The 16,953-nt window shown below is 67.4% G+C and carries 20 protein-coding genes; 11 read left to right on the top strand and 9 right to left on the bottom strand.

Translation table 11 applies throughout. The features are described 5' to 3' along the window. The first annotated feature begins 101 nt into the window (after positions 1-101). Genes VG543_RS07930 through VG543_RS07955 form a run of 6 tightly spaced genes read left to right on the top strand, consistent with a single transcriptional unit; the run spans position 102 to position 5,902 of the window. Positions 102-719 carry a CDP-alcohol phosphatidyltransferase family protein gene (locus VG543_RS07930; protein WP_207049533.1) on the top strand — a complete coding sequence of 206 codons (618 nt, stop codon included), beginning with the start codon at positions 102-104 and terminating at the stop codon, positions 717-719. A gap of 34 nt (positions 720-753) precedes the next feature. Next, on the top strand, positions 754-2,505 hold the full coding sequence (locus VG543_RS07935; protein ID WP_312542371.1) for a bifunctional alpha/beta hydrolase/class I SAM-dependent methyltransferase: 1,752 nt from the start codon (positions 754-756) through the stop codon (positions 2,503-2,505). Continuing rightward, positions 2,505-3,833 carry a dual specificity protein phosphatase family protein gene (locus tag VG543_RS07940; RefSeq protein WP_423178192.1) on the top strand — a complete coding sequence of 443 codons (1,329 nt, stop codon included), beginning with the start codon at positions 2,505-2,507 and terminating at the stop codon, positions 3,831-3,833. The genes VG543_RS07935 and VG543_RS07940 overlap by 1 nt, the downstream gene beginning before the upstream one ends. Next, on the top strand, positions 3,830-4,267 hold the full coding sequence (locus VG543_RS07945) for a hypothetical protein (RefSeq protein WP_423178191.1): 438 nt from the start codon (positions 3,830-3,832) through the stop codon (positions 4,265-4,267). Before VG543_RS07940 ends, VG543_RS07945 begins: the two co-directional genes overlap by 4 nt. 13 nt (positions 4,268-4,280) lie before the next feature. Beyond that, positions 4,281-4,910 carry a lysophospholipid acyltransferase family protein gene (locus VG543_RS07950; protein ID WP_423178190.1) on the top strand — a complete coding sequence of 210 codons (630 nt, stop codon included), beginning with the start codon at positions 4,281-4,283 and terminating at the stop codon, positions 4,908-4,910. Beyond that, positions 4,907-5,902 (top strand): phosphatidate cytidylyltransferase, encoded by a 996-nt coding sequence (locus VG543_RS07955; protein WP_021203256.1) that lies wholly within the window; start codon positions 4,907-4,909, stop codon positions 5,900-5,902. Before VG543_RS07950 ends, VG543_RS07955 begins: the two co-directional genes overlap by 4 nt. A 130-nt stretch (positions 5,903-6,032) precedes the next feature. Here VG543_RS07955 and fis read toward each other — a convergent pair whose 3' ends face one another. From fis to prmA, 3 genes are all read right to left on the bottom strand, one after another. Beyond that, entirely contained in the window at positions 6,033-6,308 is a 276-nt protein-coding gene (gene fis / locus VG543_RS07960) for a DNA-binding transcriptional regulator Fis (protein ID WP_005419706.1), read from the bottom strand. A gap of 114 nt (positions 6,309-6,422) precedes the next feature. Beyond that, a complete protein-coding gene (locus VG543_RS07965; protein ID WP_019660828.1) occupies positions 6,423-7,193 on the bottom strand; it encodes a DUF3426 domain-containing protein in 771 nt (256 codons plus the stop codon). Between the two features lie 42 nt (positions 7,194-7,235). Beyond that, entirely contained in the window at positions 7,236-8,156 is a 921-nt protein-coding gene (gene prmA / locus VG543_RS07970; protein WP_026347109.1) for a 50S ribosomal protein L11 methyltransferase, read from the bottom strand. A 163-nt stretch (positions 8,157-8,319) separates the two neighbouring features. Between prmA and VG543_RS07975 the strand changes: the two genes are divergently transcribed. Together VG543_RS07975 and VG543_RS07980 are read left to right on the top strand one after the other, a co-directional pair. Further along, a complete protein-coding gene (locus tag VG543_RS07975) occupies positions 8,320-9,285 on the top strand; it encodes a hypothetical protein (RefSeq protein WP_312543782.1) in 966 nt (321 codons plus the stop codon). Next, entirely contained in the window at positions 9,282-9,656 is a 375-nt protein-coding gene (locus VG543_RS07980) for a hypothetical protein (RefSeq protein WP_010481078.1), read from the top strand. The genes VG543_RS07975 and VG543_RS07980 overlap by 4 nt, the downstream gene beginning before the upstream one ends. Before the next feature lie 97 nt (positions 9,657-9,753). Here VG543_RS07980 and accC read toward each other — a convergent pair whose 3' ends face one another. From accC to VG543_RS08000, 4 genes are all read right to left on the bottom strand, one after another. Then, entirely contained in the window at positions 9,754-11,121 is a 1,368-nt protein-coding gene (accC, locus tag VG543_RS07985; RefSeq protein ID WP_019660825.1) for an acetyl-CoA carboxylase biotin carboxylase subunit, read from the bottom strand. 10 nt (positions 11,122-11,131) lie between these two features. Beyond that, positions 11,132-11,611: an acetyl-CoA carboxylase biotin carboxyl carrier protein gene (gene accB / locus VG543_RS07990; protein WP_019660824.1), complete on the bottom strand. Its 480-nt coding sequence runs from the start codon at positions 11,609-11,611 to the stop codon at positions 11,132-11,134. Positions 11,612-11,669: 58 nt separating this feature from the next. Continuing rightward, entirely contained in the window at positions 11,670-12,119 is a 450-nt protein-coding gene (aroQ, locus tag VG543_RS07995; RefSeq protein WP_423178189.1) for a type II 3-dehydroquinate dehydratase, read from the bottom strand. Positions 12,120-12,438: 319 nt separating this feature from the next. After that, the gene (locus VG543_RS08000; protein WP_423178187.1) at positions 12,439-13,167 is read right to left on the bottom strand and encodes a DOPA 4,5-dioxygenase family protein; all 729 of its coding nucleotides are present in this window, start codon (positions 13,165-13,167) and stop codon (positions 12,439-12,441) included. A 165-nt stretch (positions 13,168-13,332) separates the two neighbouring features. On the opposite strand from VG543_RS08000, the gene VG543_RS08005 reads away from it, so the two are divergent. After that, positions 13,333-14,160, top strand: coding sequence for an isocitrate lyase/PEP mutase family protein (locus VG543_RS08005; RefSeq protein ID WP_088431081.1), 828 nt, complete (start codon positions 13,333-13,335; stop codon positions 14,158-14,160). 33 nt (positions 14,161-14,193) lie between these two features. On the opposite strand, the gene VG543_RS08010 is transcribed toward VG543_RS08005, so the two are convergent. Beyond that, a complete protein-coding gene (locus tag VG543_RS08010; RefSeq protein ID WP_005414649.1) occupies positions 14,194-14,730 on the bottom strand; it encodes a hypothetical protein in 537 nt (178 codons plus the stop codon). A gap of 127 nt (positions 14,731-14,857) precedes the next feature. On the opposite strand from VG543_RS08010, the gene VG543_RS08015 reads away from it, so the two are divergent. Further along, positions 14,858-15,454 carry an NAD(P)H-dependent oxidoreductase gene (locus VG543_RS08015; protein ID WP_099561445.1) on the top strand — a complete coding sequence of 199 codons (597 nt, stop codon included), beginning with the start codon at positions 14,858-14,860 and terminating at the stop codon, positions 15,452-15,454. A gap of 16 nt (positions 15,455-15,470) precedes the next feature. Continuing rightward, a complete protein-coding gene (locus VG543_RS08020) occupies positions 15,471-16,064 on the top strand; it encodes a TetR/AcrR family transcriptional regulator (protein ID WP_423178185.1) in 594 nt (197 codons plus the stop codon). Positions 16,065-16,077: 13 nt separating this feature from the next. Here the strand turns inward: VG543_RS08020 and VG543_RS08025 are convergent, their stop codons facing one another. Further along, a complete protein-coding gene (locus VG543_RS08025) occupies positions 16,078-16,872 on the bottom strand; it encodes a D-alanyl-D-alanine carboxypeptidase family protein (RefSeq protein ID WP_005414646.1) in 795 nt (264 codons plus the stop codon). Between the last annotated feature and the right edge of the window lie 81 nt (positions 16,873-16,953).

Raw genomic sequence — 16,953 nt, forward strand, 5'->3', positions numbered from 1 at the left:
CGATCCGGGGGCTGGGCTGCGGACCGGAGCAGGGTTGTTGGAATCTGCCAACGATGGGGTAGGCTGTGCCCCGCACTGCCAAGGATCAGCGGGTACGGATCATGTCGATCTACGCATTGAAAGGACGTTTCCAGGACCTGTTGCGTCCGGCCGTACGCGGTCTGTTCCGCATGGGGATCACTGCCAATACGGTGACCGTGGCCGCTGCCGTGGTCTCGCTGCTGGTGGCCGCGGCCGTGTGGTGCTGCGCGCCTGCCCAGCCTCTGCTGTACCTGCTGCTGCCGTTGTGGATGCTGCTGCGCATGGCGCTCAACGCGGTGGACGGCATGCTGGCGCGCGAATTCGGCCAGCAATCGCGGCTGGGCGCCTATCTGAACGAATTGTGCGATGTGATCGCCGATGCGGCGCTGTACCTGAGCCTGCTCAGCGTACCCGGCGTGCGCCCGGAGGCGCTGTGGCTGCTGGCCTGGACGGCGGCGCTGAGCGAGTACGCCGGCGTGCTGGGGCTGATGGTCGGTGCCAGCCGCCGCTATGACGGCCCGATGGGCAAGAGCGACCGCGCCTTCGTGATCGGTGCGCTGGGCTTGCTGCTGGCCTTCGGCTGGGGCGGTGCACTGACGGCCAGCGGCGTGGCTGCAGCCATGGCAGTGTTGTGCGTGCTGACGATGATCAACCGCGTCCGTCGCGGACTGCGGGAAGCGGCGGTTTCGCCGAATTAATCAAGCAGATACAAAAAGACAATCAGGAGATTGCATGCGTCAGGCGCAGGAACGGGAATTCCACAGCTTCGACCAGGTACCGCTGTTCTACCGGTACTGGGCGGGCACCACCGCAACCCCGGCCACCAAGGCCATCGTGCTGCTGCACCGCGGCCACGAGCACTCCGGCCGGGTCACCCACCTGGTCGATGAGCTGGACCTGCCCGACACCGCCTTCTTCGCCTGGGATGCGCGCGGCAATGGCCGTTCGCCGGGCGCACGTGGCGATGCACCGGGCTTCCCGGCGCTGGTGCGCGACCTCGATAGCTTCATTGCCCACATCGGTGCCGAGCACGGCATCGCGGTGGAAAATATCGTGGTGATCGCGCAGAGCGTGGGCGCGGTGGTCGCCGCGACCTGGGTGCACGATTACGCGCCGCGCCTGCGTGCGCTGGTGATGGCTTCGCCGGCGTTCAAGGTGAAGCTGTACGTGCCGTTCGCGCGCCCGGGCCTGGCCTTGATGCAGAAGCTGCGCGGCAACTTCTTCGTCAACAGCTATGTCAAGCCGCAGTGGCTGACCCATGATCCGGCGCGGGTGGAAAGCTACCGTACCGATCCGCTGATCACCCGGCCGATCTCGGTGCGCGTGCTGCTGGGCCTGTACGAAGCGGCTGACCGCATCGTCGCCGATGCGCAGGCCATCAGCGTGCCGGTGCAGCTGCTGGTGTCCGGTTCGGACTTCGTGGTGCACCGTGGCCCGCAGGATCGCTTCTATGAACGCCTGTCCAGCCCGATCAAGGAGCGGGTGCATCTGCCGGGCTTCTTCCACGACACGCTGGGCGAGCGCGATCGGGCACCAGCACTGGCGCGCATCCGCAGCTTCATCCAGACGCGTTTTGCCGAGCCGCTGCGCGAACTGCCGCGGCGTGACGCGCACCGTCATGGACCGACCTTCGAGGAATCAGAGATCCTGGCGTGGCCACCCGAACGCAACAGCCTGGCCGACCTGCGCTGGCGCGTGGTGCGCGGCGGCCTGCGCTTCGGTGGCACGCTGTCCGAAGGCATTGCGCTGGGCCTGCAGACCGGTTTCGATTCCGGCAGCACGCTCGACTACATCTATCGCAACGAAGCGCGCGGCAAGGGCCCGCTGGGCCGCATGGTCGACCGCAATTACCTGGACGCAATCGGCTGGCGCGGCATCCGCATCCGTGGCCAGCACCTGCAGGAACTGCTGCGCGATGCTGCCCAGCGCCTGCGCGGGCAGGGCACGCCGGTGCGCGTGCTGGACGTGGCCGCCGGCCATGGCCGCTATGTGCTGGAAGCGCTGGGCCAGGGCGAACAGCGCGCCGACCGCATCGTGTTGCGTGATTTCAGCGACTTGAACGTGACCCAGGGCCAGGCGTTGATTGAGCGCCTCGGTGCGGCCGACATTGCGCGCTTCGAGCAGGGCGATGCGTTCGACCCGGCACAGCTGGCCACGGTGGACCCGGCGCCGACGCTGGCGGTGGTGTCCGGCCTGTACGAGCTGTTCCCCGACAACGATGCGGTGCTGCGATCGCTGCAGGGCATCGCTGCGGCAGTGCCAGTGGGCGGCTATCTGGCCTACACCGGCCAGCCCTGGCACCCGCAGTTGGAGTTCATCGCCCGCGCGTTGACCAGCCACCGTGGTGGTGCAGCATGGGTGATGCGTCGCCGCACCCAGCAGGAGATGGATGAGCTGGTGCGCCTGGCCGGGTTCGAGAAGGTGACGCAGCGTATCGACGACTTCGGCATCTTCACCGTGTCGCTGGCGCGCCGGACCGCGTGATGGCGATGCTGGCTGCAATCCCGTTGGCCGTGGAAGGGCGCCCTTGGCGGCGCGCGCTGCTGTGGCTGGCGCTGCTGGGTCCGTTCTTCTTTGTCAGCTACGGCTTCGCCAACTGGATGGCCGGCCGCCACGCTACGCTGCCGGTGATGGCGTTCGCCTGGGAGACGCGCATCCCGTTCGTGCCGTGGACGATCGTGCCGTACTGGTCGATCGACCTGTTCTATGCGGTCTCGTTCTTCCTGTGCCGTCAGCGCCTCGAACTGGACCGGCACGCGCTGCGGCTGCTCAGTGCACAGCTGATCGCGGTGACCTGTTTCCTGCTGTGGCCACTGCGCTTCAGCTTCGAGCGGCCGGAGATCGGCGGCGTGTTCGGTTGGCTGTTCGATGTGCTGCTGGGTTTCGACAAGCCGTTCAACCAGGCGCCGTCGCTGCACATCGTGCTGCTGATCGTGCTGTGGGTGAAGTTCGCGCAGTATCTGCACGGCGTGTGGCGTTGGGTGCTGCATGTGTGGGCGCTGCTGATCGGCGTCTCGGTGCTGACCACGTTCCAGCATCATTTCATCGATATCCCGACCGGCCTGCTGGCCGGCTGGCTGTGCGTCTGGCTGTGGCCCGAGCAGGGCACGCCGCCACTGCGGGCCTGGCGCACGGCGCGTGATCCAAAGCGCTGGCGTCTGGCCTCGTTCTATCTGCTGGGCGCGGGGGGGCTGCTGGTGCCGGTGGTGGTGCTGGGGGGCACGGCGCTTTGGCTGCTGTGGCCGGTGGTGTCGCTGCTGCTGGTGGCGCTGGCCTATGCGGGGCTGGGTACGGCGGTGTTCCAGAAACGCGCCGATGGTCGCCTGACCGTGGCCGCGCGCTGGCTGCTGGCGCCGTACCTGGGTGCAGCCTGGATCAATTCGCGGCTATGGACGCGGCGTGTGCCGCAGCCGGTGCCGGTGATGGACGGCGTGTGGCTGGGGCGCATTCCCGACGGCGCGTTGCCGCCGCCACTGTCGGGCGTGGTGGATGCCTGTGCCGAGCTGTCCTGCCGCGCGCCAGGCGCGGCGTACGCCAGTGTGCCGATGCTGGACCTGGTAGTGCCCACGCCCGAGCAGCTGCGCGAGGCAGTCGAGGCCATCGAGCGGCTCCATGCGCACGGACCGTTGCTGGTGTGCTGTGCGCTGGGCTATTCGCGCAGTGCGGCCAGCGTGGCCACCTGGCTGCTGCGCAGCGGTCGTGCGGCCGATGCTGACGCTGCGGTCGCGATCGTGCGTGTGGCACGCCCCGGCATCGTGCTGGGCGCGGCGCATCTGCATGCCATCACCGCTGCAGCAGGAGCGCGCGCATGAGCACCGTTCCCGATCTGGCGACCATGCAGCTGCTGCTGCGGCAGGGGCGTTGGCCGGCATGCCTGTCGCTGGGCCTGTTGCTGGTGGCGTTGCTGCTGCTCGGCATCGAGACGGGGCTGGCGATGATCGCTGCCGGGCTGTTGCTGCTCAGTGTTGCCGCGGGCATCGCACAGGCCTACCACGCGTGGCGTGTGGGGCTGGATGCCGACCTGCTGCAGCTGCTGCGCGATGAGGGCCTGCACGACGAAGCCGCCGCGCGCCGCACCGATCAGCTGCTGCACGACAGTGGCCTGCGCCGTGCCTCGCCCGCTGCACAACTGCGCGGCTGGGATGCGCGTTGGGCCGGCATGCGCCGCCTGCTGCTGCGCCAGTACCTGCTGACGGCCGTGCAGTTTGCACTGCTGCTAATTGCCGTGTTGTGGCCGCAGACGTGAACCGGAGGGGCCGATGTTCGCCGAACTGATTGCACGCGCCTGCAGTGGCGCGATCCATGTAGTGACCGGGGCACGCGCCCTGTGGATCGGCTGTGCGCCGTCCAGCGAGCGCCGCGTGTACTACGGCAACCACGCCAGCCATGGTGATTTCGTGCTGATCTGGTCGTCGATGCCACCGGGGTTGCGGCGCCAGGTGCGCCCGGTGGCTGCTGCCGAGTACTGGCAGCGCGACGGCCTGCGCCGCTACCTGATCGATGCGGTGTTCAACGGTGTGCTGGTCGAGCGCGAGGCCGGGCATCGTCAGCAGGATCCGCTGCAGGTACTGCGCGAGGCCGTGGACGAAGACTGCTCGCTGATCCTGTTTCCGGAAGGCACGCGCAATGTGGGCGATGAGCCGCTGCTGCCGTTCAAGAGCGGCATCTACCACCTGGCACGGCAACGACCGGAACTGGAGTTCGTGCCGGTGTGGATCGACAACCTGAAGCGGGTGATGCCCAAGGGCCGGTTCCTGCCGCTGCCGCTGCTGTGCACGGCCACCTTCGGTACGCCGCTGCGGCTGCAGGCTGACGAGGACAAGGCCGCCTTCCTGGCCCGCAGCCGACAGGCGCTGCTGGACCTGGCCCCGAATGGAGGTCGTGCATGAGTTTCGTGCTGGATGTATCTGGCGATCTGGCAACGCAGAGTGTCGGCCAGCAGACCGGCCTGCTGTTTGCCGGTGTGGGGGCGGTGCTGGTGCTGGCCACGCTGGTGGCCGAGACCCTGCGCTGGCGCCAGCGCGGCCAGCCCAGTGCAGTCATCGCCAACCTGGTGTCACGCATCCGCGCCTGGTGGGTGATGGCGATCGTGGTCGGGCTGGCGCTGTTCTTCGGACGTGCCGGGGTGATCGTGCTGTTCGCGATCATCTCGCTGTTCGCGTTGCGCGAGTTCATCACGCTGGCGCCGACCCGCTCGGGCGACTACTACGCGCTGCTGGCCGCGTTCTACATCGTCCTGCCGTGGCAGTACTACCTGGTGTGGATCGACTGGTACGGCATGTACACGCTGCTGATTCCGGTCTATGCGTTCCTGTTCCTGCCGATCCTGTCGACCATCGGCGGTGATACCACGCACTACCTGGAGCGGACCGCGAAGGTGCAGTGGGGCCTGATGATCTGCGTGTTCTGCATCTCGCACGTGCCGCTGCTGCTGAACCTGCACGTGCCGGGCTACGATCCGGCGCGCAACGTATTGCTGTTCGCTTTCCTGGTGATCGTGGTGCAGTCCTCGGACGTGCTGCAGTACATCTGGGGCAAGCTGCTGGGCAAGCATCTGATTGCGCCGAAGCTGTCGCCATCGAAGACGGTGGAGGGCTTCGTCGGTGGCGTGCTGAGTGCCAGCGCGCTGGGCGCAGCGCTGTGGTGGATCACCCCGTTCACGCCGCTGCAGGCGTTCGGCCTGTCGCTGCTGATCAACCTGATGGGGTTCTGGGGCGGCCTGGTGATGTCGGCGATCAAGCGTGATCGTGGCATCAAGGACTGGGGCCACATGATCGAGGGCCATGGTGGCATGCTCGACCGGCTGGATTCGGTGTGCTTCGCCGCGCCGGTGTTCTTCCACGTGGTGCGGTATTACTGGAAGGCGGGCGGCGGCGGTTGATTCTGCCGGCTTCCATCCACGCATGGCGTGGATCTACCGGTAGTGCCGGCCGCTGGCCGGCAACTGCAACATCGTGCCATCGTGCATCATTGGGTTGCCCGCCAGCGGCTGGCGCCACCCACGCGCGCGCTTACGCGCTGATGCCGTATTCCTTCAGCTTCTTGCGCAGGGTGGCACGGTGGATGCCCAGCATCGCCGCGGCGCGGCTCTGGTTGCCTTCGCAGTGGTTGAGCACTTCCACGAACAGCGGGATCTCCATCTCGCGCAGCACGATCTCGTAGACATCGTCCGCATCGCAGCCATCAAGGTCACGCAGGTAGCGGCGCACGGACTGGGCGACGTGTTCACGCAGCGGTGGCCGGGGAGCGCCACGACTGTTGTCAGGACGAGAAAGGACAGCGTTCAAGGGGGTTCCCGATTCGGTTGGCCCGTGCGCGCGGAGCGCGCGGCCGGACGAGGTGGTGGCGGCCAGTCTAGCGCGAGCGTGCCCAGCCTGCCACGGCTGGTCGCCTGCCCCCGGTCAGAGAAAGTCGAAGGTGAATGCGACGGTGGACGCAGCGGGCTCCTGTACCCGGAACGCGACGCGCGCGCTCTGGCCCGGTTCCAGCAGGGCTGCGCCGGGGTTCTCACCCAGGTATTGCGCGGGCGTGAACACGCCGCTGCCGATCACCCGGCCATCGGCATCGGACAATGACAGCCGCAGGTCCGGCCACGCCTGTGCCCAGCGCGCATCATTGCGGATGCTGGCCTGCACCTGCAGCACGCCGGCCTGGCCTGGCAAGGGGCGGATCTCGCGGCTGGTCATGGTGAACGCAGCGGGCTCGTGCCAGGCGGGCAGGCTGCAGCGCAGCACGCCACACAGTGCACCCAGCCATACGCGGTTGCCGGCGTCGGCGGCCAGCCGCGCACGGTCGGCCAGCACACTCTGCAGGACCAGCAACAACGCCAGCCCGGCGACCAGCAGCCAGTGCCAGCGGGGGGCTGGCAGCGTGCGCTGGCGTGCGCTGCCGAGGAAGCTGGGGGCATCGCTGGTGACCGCCGTTGCCTGCACCGCGGCCAGCGCCGGTTCGATGGCTGCAGCTTCAGCAACGATGACAGCGTCATCGTCGTGTCGCATTTGTGTGGCCGGTGGTTGCGCCAGATTGCTGGGCTCGGCCTGCACCTGCTCCACAGGCGTTGTCTGCCCGGTTTGATCCTGCATGCGCGGATCGGACGCAGGCGCAACCTCACCTTCCGGGGTCTTGCGCAGGAAGGTGGCCAGGGGGCGGCGGGGTGGGTTCGGCTCGGACATGCTCAGGGCGCGGGCTCGGATCCAGCGGTCATTCAACCACGATCAGGCGCGGCGCACGCCAGTGATGCGCATCCAGTCGCCGTCCTGGGTGGCCTGCAGATCATCGAACCAGGCCGCGTAGCGCTGCAGCAGTTCGCCTTCCTGGCCATGCAGGATGCCGGACAGGGCGATGCGGCCGCCGGCGGCGACGCGTGCGGCCAGCAGTTCGGCCAGCGCATCCAGCGCCGAGGCGAGGATGTTGGCGACCACGATCGGATAGGTCGCGGCCGGCTCGTCCTGCGGCAGGTACACGTGCATGCGGGCCTGTTCGCCGTTGCGCTCGGCATTGTCGGCGGTGGCGACCAGCGCCTGCGGATCGTTGTCCACGCCGATGGCTTCAGCGGCGCCCAGCTTCAGCGCGGCCAGTGCAAGGATGCCCGAGCCGCAACCGAAGTCGAGCACGCGCTGGCCCTGCAGCAGGCCATCCACGGCCAACTGGTCCAGCCAGCGCAGGCACAGTGCGGTGGTCGGGTGGGTACCCGAACCGAACGCCAGGCCCGGGTCCAGCCGTACCACGGCGGCGTCGGCGGCCTGTGCGGCGTCGGGCAGTTCGTGATTCCACGGCACGATCCAGGTACGGCTGCCGAAATCCATCGGCTGGAACTGGTCCAGCCAGGCGCGTTCCCAGTCTTCATCCTCGACCGCGCGGAAGCTGCCGCTGCTCCAGTCCAGTTCTGGATCGAAGGATTCCAGTGCGGCCAGCAGCAACAGCGCGTTGCTGTCGGCGGGGAACAGCGCGCTCAGCACCAGGGTGTCCCACAGCGGGGTCTCGCCCACGCCTGGTTCGAGAATGGCCTGTTCGTTGCTGGTATCGGCCTCGGCATCGAGCAGGGTCACGGCCAGTGCACCCACGTCCTCCAGCGCATTTTCATAGCGGGGCTGGGTGGCTTCGGTGCAGCGCAGGGTCAGTTCCAGGAACGGCATGGTGGTGGGGGCAATCGCAGGAAAGGGGGCCATGCTAGACCATCGGAGCGTCTCCGTATTGCCTGAGATGCTGTGCCTGGATGAACGAAGCCCGTTCAGACAGGCCCGTCGGGCCTTGCTAAACTTCGTGCTTTCCTGTGTGCCGTATCTTCCGCCGCCGCCGATGGCCTTCGCTCCTACCCTGAAAACCTGGTTGCTCGTGCTGCCGGCCGTGGCCGTGCTGGGCGTGGCCGGTTATCGGGCCAGCGGCCATGCTCCGGCTTCTTCGGTAGCCTCGACGGATCTGGCGGTTGGGGGGGCGGCCACTGACAGTGCGGCCCCGCTGCCGGTGATGCCGGAGGCGCTCGCGCGCCGGCTGGCACCCTTCGAGCGTGGCGGTGCATTGCCGTCCGGGCTGCCCCTGGATATCCGCGCTGATCTCGAAGAGGCCACCGACCTCTACGCCTATGCGCAGCGTTTGCGTGCGCAGGCGGACGAAGGCAATCACGAGGCGCGCTGGATGCTCAGCCGTGTCTACGACTATTGCGCGCAGTATGCGGTCGATCCGGGTGGCTACCGCCTGGACAACAACGTGCTGGCCGGATTGGGCCTGACTGCCGCACCGGCGATGGTGCAGGCGCGCGAACGCGTCGCGCAGCGTTGCGGCGGGTTCGTGCCGGGCGACAAGCTGGGCACGGCCCTGGTGCTGTCCGAACGGCGCAAGGCGGCTGCACAGGGCAACCTGGCTGCCGAGGCTGCGCTGTTCGCCGAGGGCGAACCGCTGCAGGACAGCCCCGAGTACCGCCGTGACCTGGTTGAACGGGTGCGCACCTCGCGCGACCCGGAGGCCTTCATGGCCATCGCTCCGGGGATGGGCGTGCGTGCCTCGGGTGACCGCGCGCTCAGCGGGCTGGTGGCGGGCGAGCAGCTGAGTGAACTCGCATGGCGGCTCGCGGCCTGCGAACTCGGTCTACCGTGTGGGGCAGACAGTGTGCTGGTCAACAGTTTTTGTGCGAACGGAGGGATCTGTTCGCAGGATGGTACGCAGGATTTCCGGGATTTCGTGTATGACGCTGCGGTATCGCGGCAGGGCGCTGGGAAGATGAAGGAATGGATCAAGCGATTGGTTGGAAAGAGGAACGAGCAATGAACTACCGCCGATTCCTGCACGGGGCCAAGTTCTGGTTCTGGGTGGCCCTGTTCGTGGCCTACTCGGCCGGCGCCGTTGGCCTGTTGATGATCGATACCTATGAAGATCGCTACCGGCATCTGTCGAAGGTGGAACTGACTACTGTGAAGGCGCAGGAAGACGTGCGCCGTGCCGGTGCCAGCCAGGTGGCTGCGGTCTATCGGGCGCAGAGCGGCATGCCGTTTGCGTCGCTGCCGGCGGGCAGCACCTTCCAGGTGGTGTGGCCGGACGGTTCGACCGAGACCATGGTGATCGTCGACCCGACCTCGCCCAACGGCGTGCGTCCGCTGGCGAACTCGCAGATCCCGGCCGAAGCTGCCGACAAGCGCTGATGCGCCTGCTGTAGCGCCGGGCATGGGCTCGGCGCTGCAGCAAACGGAAAAGGGCGGGGATATCCCCGCCCTTTTCATGTCCAGCACGCGGCGCCGATCAGGTCAGCGCGATCGGCTTGTTCTTGCGTTCGGCCAGGCGCTTTTCCAGGTAGTGGATGTTCTGGCCACCGGCCTGGAAGCCCTTGTCGCGCATGATCCGCTGCTGCAGCGCGACGTTGGTCTTGATGCCATCGACCACCATTTCGCTCAGTGCCACGCGCATGCGGGCAATGGCGGTTTCGCGGTCCGGGCCGTGCACGATCAGCTTGCCGATCATCGAGTCGTAGTTCGACGGCACGCGGTAGCCACTGTAGATGTGGGTGTCCACGCGCACGCCGGGACCGCCCGGCGGATGGAAGCCGGTGATGGTGCCCGGGCTCGGCACGAAGGTTTCTGCATCCTCGGCGTTGATACGGCATTCGATGGCATGGCCGGTCAGCACCACGTCACTCTGCTTGATCGACAGCTTCTGGCCGGCGGCGATCTTCAGCTGCTCGGCCACCAGGTCGATGCCGGTGACCATTTCGGTGACCGGATGCTCCACCTGGATGCGGGTGTTCATTTCGATGAAGTAGAAGCGGCCGTCCTCGTACAGGAACTCGAATGTGCCGGCGCCGCGATAACCAATGCGGATGCAGGCTTCCACGCACACCTTGCCGATCTGCTCGCGCTGCTCGGCGGTGATGCCCGGTGCCGGCGCTTCTTCCACCACCTTCTGGTGACGGCGCTGCATCGAGCAGTCACGCTCGCCCAGGTGGATGGCGTTGCCCTGGCCGTCGGCCAGCACCTGGATTTCCACGTGGCGCGGATTCTCCAGGAACTTCTCCATGTAGACCTCGCCATTGCCGAACGCGGCCTTGGCCTCGCTCTTGGTGGTTTCGATCGAGGTCTTCAGCGAGGCTTCGGCGTGCACCACGCGCATGCCGCGACCACCGCCACCGCCGGCCGCCTTGATGATGACCGGGTAACCGATCTCGCGGGCGATCTTGGTGTTGGCGACGATGTCCTCACCCAGCGGGCCGCCCGAACCGGGCACGCACGGCACGCCGGCGGCCTTCATCGCGCGGATGGCCTCGACCTTGTCACCCATCATGCGGATGGTGTCGGCCTTGGGGCCGATGAAGATGAAGCCGGACTCCTCCACGCGTTCGGCGAAGTCGGCGTTCTCCGAAAGGAAGCCGTAGCCCGGGTGAATGGCCTGGGCGTCGGTGACTTCAGCGGCGGCGATCAGGGCCGGGATGTTGAGGTAGCTCTGCGGCGACGGCGCCGGACCGATGCAGACCGACTCGTCGGCCATGGCCACGTGCTTGAGGTTGCGGTCGACCGTGGAGTGCACGGCCACCGTGCGAATGCCGAGGGTGTGGCACGCGCGCAGGATGCGCAGCGCGATCTCCCCTCGGTTGGCGATGACGACTTTGTCGAGCATGGCGTGCCCCTCAGCCGATCACGAACAGCGGCTGGTCGAATTCGACCGGCTGGCCGTTCTCGCCGAGGATGGCGACGATGGTGCCGGACGTGTCGGCTTCGATCGGGTTGAACATCTTCATCGCTTCGATGATGGCCAGGGTCTCGCCTTCCTTGACCTGCTGGCCAACGGTAACGAAGGCCGGCTTGTCCGGGGCGGACGAGGCGTAGAAGGTGCCGACCATCGGCGAGCGCAGCACGTGGCCTTCCGGCAGTGCCGGGCCCGGCTTGGCGGTGCCGCCGGTGGAGGCTTCGGTCGGCGACTGCATCGGCATCGCCTGCGCCGCCGGAGCGGCCGGAGCGGCATACACCGGGGCGGCGACCGGGGCGGCGTAGCCGGCCACCGGCGCGCGCGACAGCCGCACCGACTCTTCGCCTTCCTTGATTTCGATCTCAGCCAGGTTCGACTCTTCCAGCAGGTCGATCAGCTTCTTGATTTTGCGCAGATCCATGAGGGCCTCTTTGGTTTCTTCTAGGTGAGGAGAGCGCCGTGGGCGCCCGGGTCGACAATCAGGTGGCGGATACCCGCAGCAGCGCCGCGTCCATCGCGTAGCGGTAGCTGTCGGCACCGAAGCCGCACACCACGCCCATCGCCTTGTCGCTGAAGTAGCTGTGCTGGCGGAACGGTTCGCGGGTATGCGGGTTGGACAGGTGGATTTCGATGAACGGCACCGCCACCGCCACCGCCGCCAGCGCATCGCGCAAGGCCACTGAGGTGTGGGTGAACGCGGCGGGGTTGATCAGGATGAAGGCAGTGCCGTCGTTGCGTGCGGCCTGCACGCGGTCCACCAGTACATGCTCGGCGTTGGACTGCAGGCTCTCTACGGCGTGCCCGGCGGCCGAGGCCTGGGCAACCAGGGCCTGGTCGATGTCGGCCAGCGTGGTGTGGCCGTAGACCTCCGGCTCGCGGGTGCCGAGCAGGTTGAGGTTGGGGCCGTGCAGGACCAGCAGCTTCGCCATGGGATCCGGAAGACGGGAAAGGGCGGCAGTCTGGCGGAACCGGCGGATGCTGTCCAGTTCGGCGAAGTTTGCAGCGTTTCAATCGACCGTTTGAAATCTGCGGAAGCGCTTGCGGCCCTATGCGGGGCGGCGGATCAAGGCGCGCTGAATGCCTTGCGGGCGGGGGATGGATGCACGTAGGCCGACGATGGCGGCAAGGGCCACGCCGGGGGATCCGCGCCAAGCGCGGGCGACGGGGCCGGCGGTCAGTAGATCCACGCCATGCGTGGATGAAGGAAGTTCCATATGCAGCAAGCCACGCACCCACCGGAAGGGCGGGTCAGGTCTCCAGCGGCACCGTCGGCACCACGTTCGGGAACACCTCTTCCAGCGGCTCCCGTTCCCCAGGCTTCGGTGCCGGCCAGTTGTACGCGTTCACCGGCTGCGCGCGGTTCACCCACAACGCGTAATGCAGATGATCGGCTCGGCCGTCCCCGGTGTTGGGATGGATCAGGATGGTCAGGCCCAGGCTGTTGAGCTGCAGCCAGGGCACCAGCACGGGGAGCAGGTCGTTGGTAAAGCCGAAATAGAACGAGGGCGTGACATGCGGCCCACGCGGCTCAAGGTTCCAGTTGCCCAGCTCCACCGGGAACCGCTCGGCGGCCCAGCGCCGTAGCAGCGCGGCCTTTTCGAAGCTGTCCTCATCGAAGTAGATGTGAGCGTGGTAGCTCTTGATGTCGGTGTAGGCGCGCGGGCGCGTGGGAAGCGTGGCCTCGCCGGGACGCACGCTGGCCGGGCGCGGGGTCGGTTCGCTGGCCGTGGCCTGGCCCCAGGGGCTGCGCCCTTCCGGTGCTGGCGGCACGATGGCACGGAAGCCGGGGCGGCCAGGCTCGGTGGTGTTCACCGCGTCGTTGCCGCGCGGTGCTGCGGCGGCGGTCGATGCACTGGCCAGGCCGCCAGCGGCCAGACCCGCCGAAGCGATCAGGCGGCGCCGCGCCGGCGACAGCAGGTCGGCCCAGTGGGCGTCATCATCGCCGGCGTCGGTGAGGGTCTGCGGGTCCGGGTGCATGAAGGGCTCCGTGGCGGCATCGTGTGGGCAGGCAAGCACGCTCGGGCACCCGCATCCACAGCGTCCAATAAGCAGGGGGCATCACCTCATGCAGGTGCGCCCCGTTGTCGTTGAGCGTGGCCGCTGGGCGGGCTAGGGTGCAGGTCTGCCGCCCGGAGCCCTTCCATGATCTCGCCCGATGCCGACACACAGCAAAAGCGCGCGTTCTTCCGCCAGCTGCACGCGCAGGGTTGCTTCGTGCTGCCCAACCCGTGGGATGTGGGCAGTGCCCGCTACCTGCAGCGGCAGGGCTTCCAGGCACTGGCCACCACCAGTGCCGGCTGCGCCTGGAGCGAAGGACGGCCGGACGGAGCGGTTTCGCTGCAGGCCACGCTGGCGCATCTGCGCGTGATGGCGGCAGCGACCCCATTGCCGTTGAATGCCGACTTCGGTGATGGCTTCGGCGCCACGCCGCAGGCGGTGCAGGAGGCGGTGGCCGCGGCGATCGACACCGGCATTGCGGCATTGTCGATCGAGGATGCCAGCGGCGTGGCCGATGCACCGCTGCGTCCGATCGACCAGGCGGTCGAGCGCCTGCGCGCTGCCCGTGCAGCCATCGACCGCGCGGGTGGCGACGTGCTGCTGGTCGGGCGTGCGGAGAACTTCTTCGTCGGCGTGCCGGATCTGCAGGACACCCTGCAGCGCCTGCGTGCCTACGCAGAGGCCGGTGCCGATGTGCTGTATGCACCTGGCATCAGCACGCGCGAGCAGATCAGCGCGGTGGTCGCCGCTGCCGGGTCGAAGCCGGTGAACCTGCTGGTCGGTGGACCGACGTCGCTGAGCCTGCAGGACATCGCCGCGCTCGGCGTGCGCCGGGTCAGCCTGGGCGGCGCGCTGGCCCGTGCTGCGTGGGGCGGGTTGATGCAGGCGGCACAGCCGATCGTGCAGGACGGACGCTTCGATGGCCTGCAGCAGGCGGCCTCCGGGGCTGCCTTGAACGCGCTGTTCCGCTAGATCCACGCCGTGCAAGGCGGGAGGGGCCGGCGACTACAGCGCCTCGATCTCCCGCTTGGGTAAGGTCACGTCGGGTTCCAGCGCTGGCAGCAGTTGGCGAAGCAGGTTTGGATTGCCCTGCAGCCCGGTGCCATCCAGATACGTCCAGCCGGAACCACCAACGCGGCGCACGGCCACCATGAACGTGGTGCTGCGCATTGGGGTTTCACGCACCCGTATCAGGGATTGGCGTGGCACGAAGCAGACTTCTTCCTCTCCGGCAGCATAGGTCCGGGTCGGCACACCTACATCTTCGCTGATGATCACTACACCGGCGTTGTGCTGCTTCTTCAACGCATCACGGGTGATCGCCTGGAAGGCGTCATCGCCGCCGGCCAGTCGCTTGAGGCTGGGATGGGTGCGTTCGATGAGGAAGTCCGCATCGCCGCGGGCGTATGCAGCCATCATGGCGCGCACATCTTCGCGCAGAGCCTTCGCATCACTGGGACTGAGTTCACCTGCGAAGGCGGATGGCAGCAACAGCAACAGCGACAGCAGCATCAGCATCGTCAGGGGCAGGCGTCGATCCATGTTCGGGTGTCTCACAGGGCACCGCCGCACTATACGGTGGATGCGAAAACAGCGTCCCATCGATGGCGCTGGTATCCCGTAAATCGCTACTTACTATTGGTAGGTATTGATTTCTGGAGACCCCCCCATGCACAGCCTCATTGTCATCGCCCACCCTGAACCCGGTTCGCTGACCCATGCGATGGCGCATCGCATCGGCGATGCCATCACTGCCGCCGACGCCCGCAACACCGTGGCCTACGCCGATCTGATGGCCGAAGGCTTCGATCCGCGCTTCAACGCCCAGGACCAGGCCTTGTTCCGCAGCACTGGCGCGGTACCGGCCGACATCGCCGCCGAGCACGCACGGCTGGAGGCCACCGATACGCTGGTGCTGGTGTTCCCGTTGTACTGGTGGTCGTTCCCGGCACTGCTGAAGGGCTGGATCGACCGTGTCTTCACCAACGAATGGGCCTACGCACAGGACGCGCAGGGCAAGCTGGTGAAGAAGCTGCAGCGCCTGAACGTGCATCTGGTGGGGCTGGGCGGTGCCGACGCAGCGATGGTCGAACGACGCGGCTACGATGCGGCGATGAAGACGCAGATCGACATGGGCATCTTCGACTACTGTGGCGCACGCGTGCTGACGTCCGACCTGCTGCTGGATGCCGATACCGGTGCGGCCGGAGCGCATCTGCAGACCGCGCTGGCGATCGGCCGTAAAATAGGCACTCCGATGTGCTGATCGCCGTGTTCCGCCGATGCCCGCCAACGCCGCTCCCACGCGCCGCCGATTGACCCGCGAGCAACGCGCCCGCCAGTTGCTGGACGTGGCCTGGGCGCTGGTCGGTGAAGAAGGCACCGACGCGTTGACGCTGGGACGGCTGGCCGAGGCGGCGGGCGTGACCAAGCCGGTGGCCTACGATCACTTCGTGACCCGCAACGGCCTGCTGGCCGCGCTCTACGATGACTATGACGGGCGGCAGACGGTGGTCTTCCACGAGCGTATCGGCCGCGTCCGCGCGCAGCTGGCCGATCGTGCGGCGGCCATCGCCTCCGGCTACATCGACTGCATCCTCAGCCAGGGCAGTGAAGTGCAGGGCATCCTCGCCGCGCTGGTGGGAGCGCCGGAACTGCACGAGGTGCGGCGGCGTTACCAGCAGGACTTCATCGACAACTGCGACGTATGGCTGGGTCCGTTTGCCGCCGATGGCACGGTGCCACTTGCTGGGCGCTGGGCGATTCTCGGTGCGGCTGAAGCCCTGTCCGAAGCCGTGGCGGCAGGCGCGCTGGACAAGACCAACGCCGAGGCCGAGCTGCAGCGGCTGATCGTGGCGACGGTCAAGCGGCGCTGAGCGGCTTCGGGCGTCAGGCCCCGGCGGTGGTGCTGGCCAGCGTGGCGAATCCTGCCGCCAGCTGATCGCGCACCAGTGCGTCGCGCGCGTCGCGGCTTTCAGAACCCAATACCACGGTGATCAGGCGTACCGGCTGATCCCGCCCGGGCACTGCCCGGCATGCGGTGGCGGCCAGGCAGAAGCCTGCTGCCTGGGTGTAGCCGGTCTTCAAGCCATCCACGCCGTCATCGCCAAGCAGCGCATTCTGGTTGTTGCGGCTGAAGCTGCCATGCACGAACGCGCGCTGCGCGGTGATTGCCAGTATCTGCGGATGGTCATTCAGCAGGCAGGCGGCCAGCACTGCCATGTCGCGCGCGCTGGATGCATGGTGCGGCGTGGTGATGCCGGAGACGCTGGCGAACCAGCTGCTGCGCAGGCCGAGCTGGCGTGCGTGCCGGTTCATGCGCTCCAGGAACGCAGGCTGCGATCCGTCCAGGTGGCGCGCGATGGCCAGCGCCGCGTCATTGCCGGAGACGATCATCAACCCTTCCAGCAGGCGCGCGAGCGTGACCGTTTCGCCGGGCACCAGGCCCATGCGCGTTTCATCGTCGGCAACCGCATGCACGTCGCCGGCGGCGATGGTGACTTCGTCGCCCCACGAGCGCCCGCGCTCCTCGACACATTCGTAAGCCGCGTAGGCGGTCATCAGCTTGGTCAGCGAGGCCGGCTGCCTGGCGATATCCGCGTTGTGCTGGTGAATCACCGCGAAAGTTGCCGCATCGAGGGTGATGGACGACAGCGGTGCACGCGCAGGAGCAGGAGACGGCATGGAAGCGACGATGGCAGTGGGGACCCAGGAGGATAGTGTGCGGCGACTGCACGAAGCTGAAATATTGAAACGATATAACGT

It is taken from the genome of Stenotrophomonas sp. CASM101, from assembly GCF_049384845.1.
Taxonomy (GTDB): domain Bacteria; phylum Pseudomonadota; class Gammaproteobacteria; order Xanthomonadales; family Xanthomonadaceae; genus Stenotrophomonas; species Stenotrophomonas hibiscicola.

Bases quoted from the DNA above. Each gene is read 5' to 3' on its own strand.
- VG543_RS07930 (WP_207049533.1), top strand. From the start codon at position 102: ATGTCGATCTACGCATTGAAAGGACGTTTCCAGGACCTGTTGCGTCCG.
- VG543_RS07935 (WP_312542371.1), top strand. From the start codon at position 754: ATGCGTCAGGCGCAGGAACGGGAATTCCACAGCTTCGACCAGGTACCG.
- VG543_RS07940 (WP_423178192.1), top strand. From the start codon at position 2,505: ATGGCGATGCTGGCTGCAATCCCGTTGGCCGTGGAAGGGCGCCCTTGG.
- VG543_RS07945 (WP_423178191.1), top strand. From the start codon at position 3,830: ATGAGCACCGTTCCCGATCTGGCGACCATGCAGCTGCTGCTGCGGCAG.
- VG543_RS07950 (WP_423178190.1), top strand. From the start codon at position 4,281: ATGTTCGCCGAACTGATTGCACGCGCCTGCAGTGGCGCGATCCATGTA.
- VG543_RS07955 (WP_021203256.1), top strand. From the start codon at position 4,907: ATGAGTTTCGTGCTGGATGTATCTGGCGATCTGGCAACGCAGAGTGTC.
- VG543_RS07965 (WP_019660828.1), bottom strand. From the start codon at position 7,193: ATGTCCGAGCCGAACCCACCCCGCCGCCCCCTGGCCACCTTCCTGCGC.
- prmA (WP_026347109.1), bottom strand. From the start codon at position 8,156: ATGCCGTTCCTGGAACTGACCCTGCGCTGCACCGAAGCCACCCAGCCC.
- VG543_RS07975 (WP_312543782.1), top strand. From the start codon at position 8,320: ATGGCCTTCGCTCCTACCCTGAAAACCTGGTTGCTCGTGCTGCCGGCC.
- VG543_RS07980 (WP_010481078.1), top strand. From the start codon at position 9,282: ATGAACTACCGCCGATTCCTGCACGGGGCCAAGTTCTGGTTCTGGGTG.
- accC (WP_019660825.1), bottom strand. From the start codon at position 11,121: ATGCTCGACAAAGTCGTCATCGCCAACCGAGGGGAGATCGCGCTGCGC.
- accB (WP_019660824.1), bottom strand. From the start codon at position 11,611: ATGGATCTGCGCAAAATCAAGAAGCTGATCGACCTGCTGGAAGAGTCG.
- aroQ (WP_423178189.1), bottom strand. From the start codon at position 12,119: ATGGCGAAGCTGCTGGTCCTGCACGGCCCCAACCTCAACCTGCTCGGC.
- VG543_RS08000 (WP_423178187.1), bottom strand. From the start codon at position 13,167: ATGCACCCGGACCCGCAGACCCTCACCGACGCCGGCGATGATGACGCC.
- VG543_RS08005 (WP_088431081.1), top strand. From the start codon at position 13,333: ATGATCTCGCCCGATGCCGACACACAGCAAAAGCGCGCGTTCTTCCGC.
- VG543_RS08010 (WP_005414649.1), bottom strand. From the start codon at position 14,730: ATGGATCGACGCCTGCCCCTGACGATGCTGATGCTGCTGTCGCTGTTG.
- VG543_RS08015 (WP_099561445.1), top strand. From the start codon at position 14,858: ATGCACAGCCTCATTGTCATCGCCCACCCTGAACCCGGTTCGCTGACC.
- VG543_RS08020 (WP_423178185.1), top strand. From the start codon at position 15,471: ATGCCCGCCAACGCCGCTCCCACGCGCCGCCGATTGACCCGCGAGCAA.
- VG543_RS08025 (WP_005414646.1), bottom strand. From the start codon at position 16,872: ATGCCGTCTCCTGCTCCTGCGCGTGCACCGCTGTCGTCCATCACCCTC.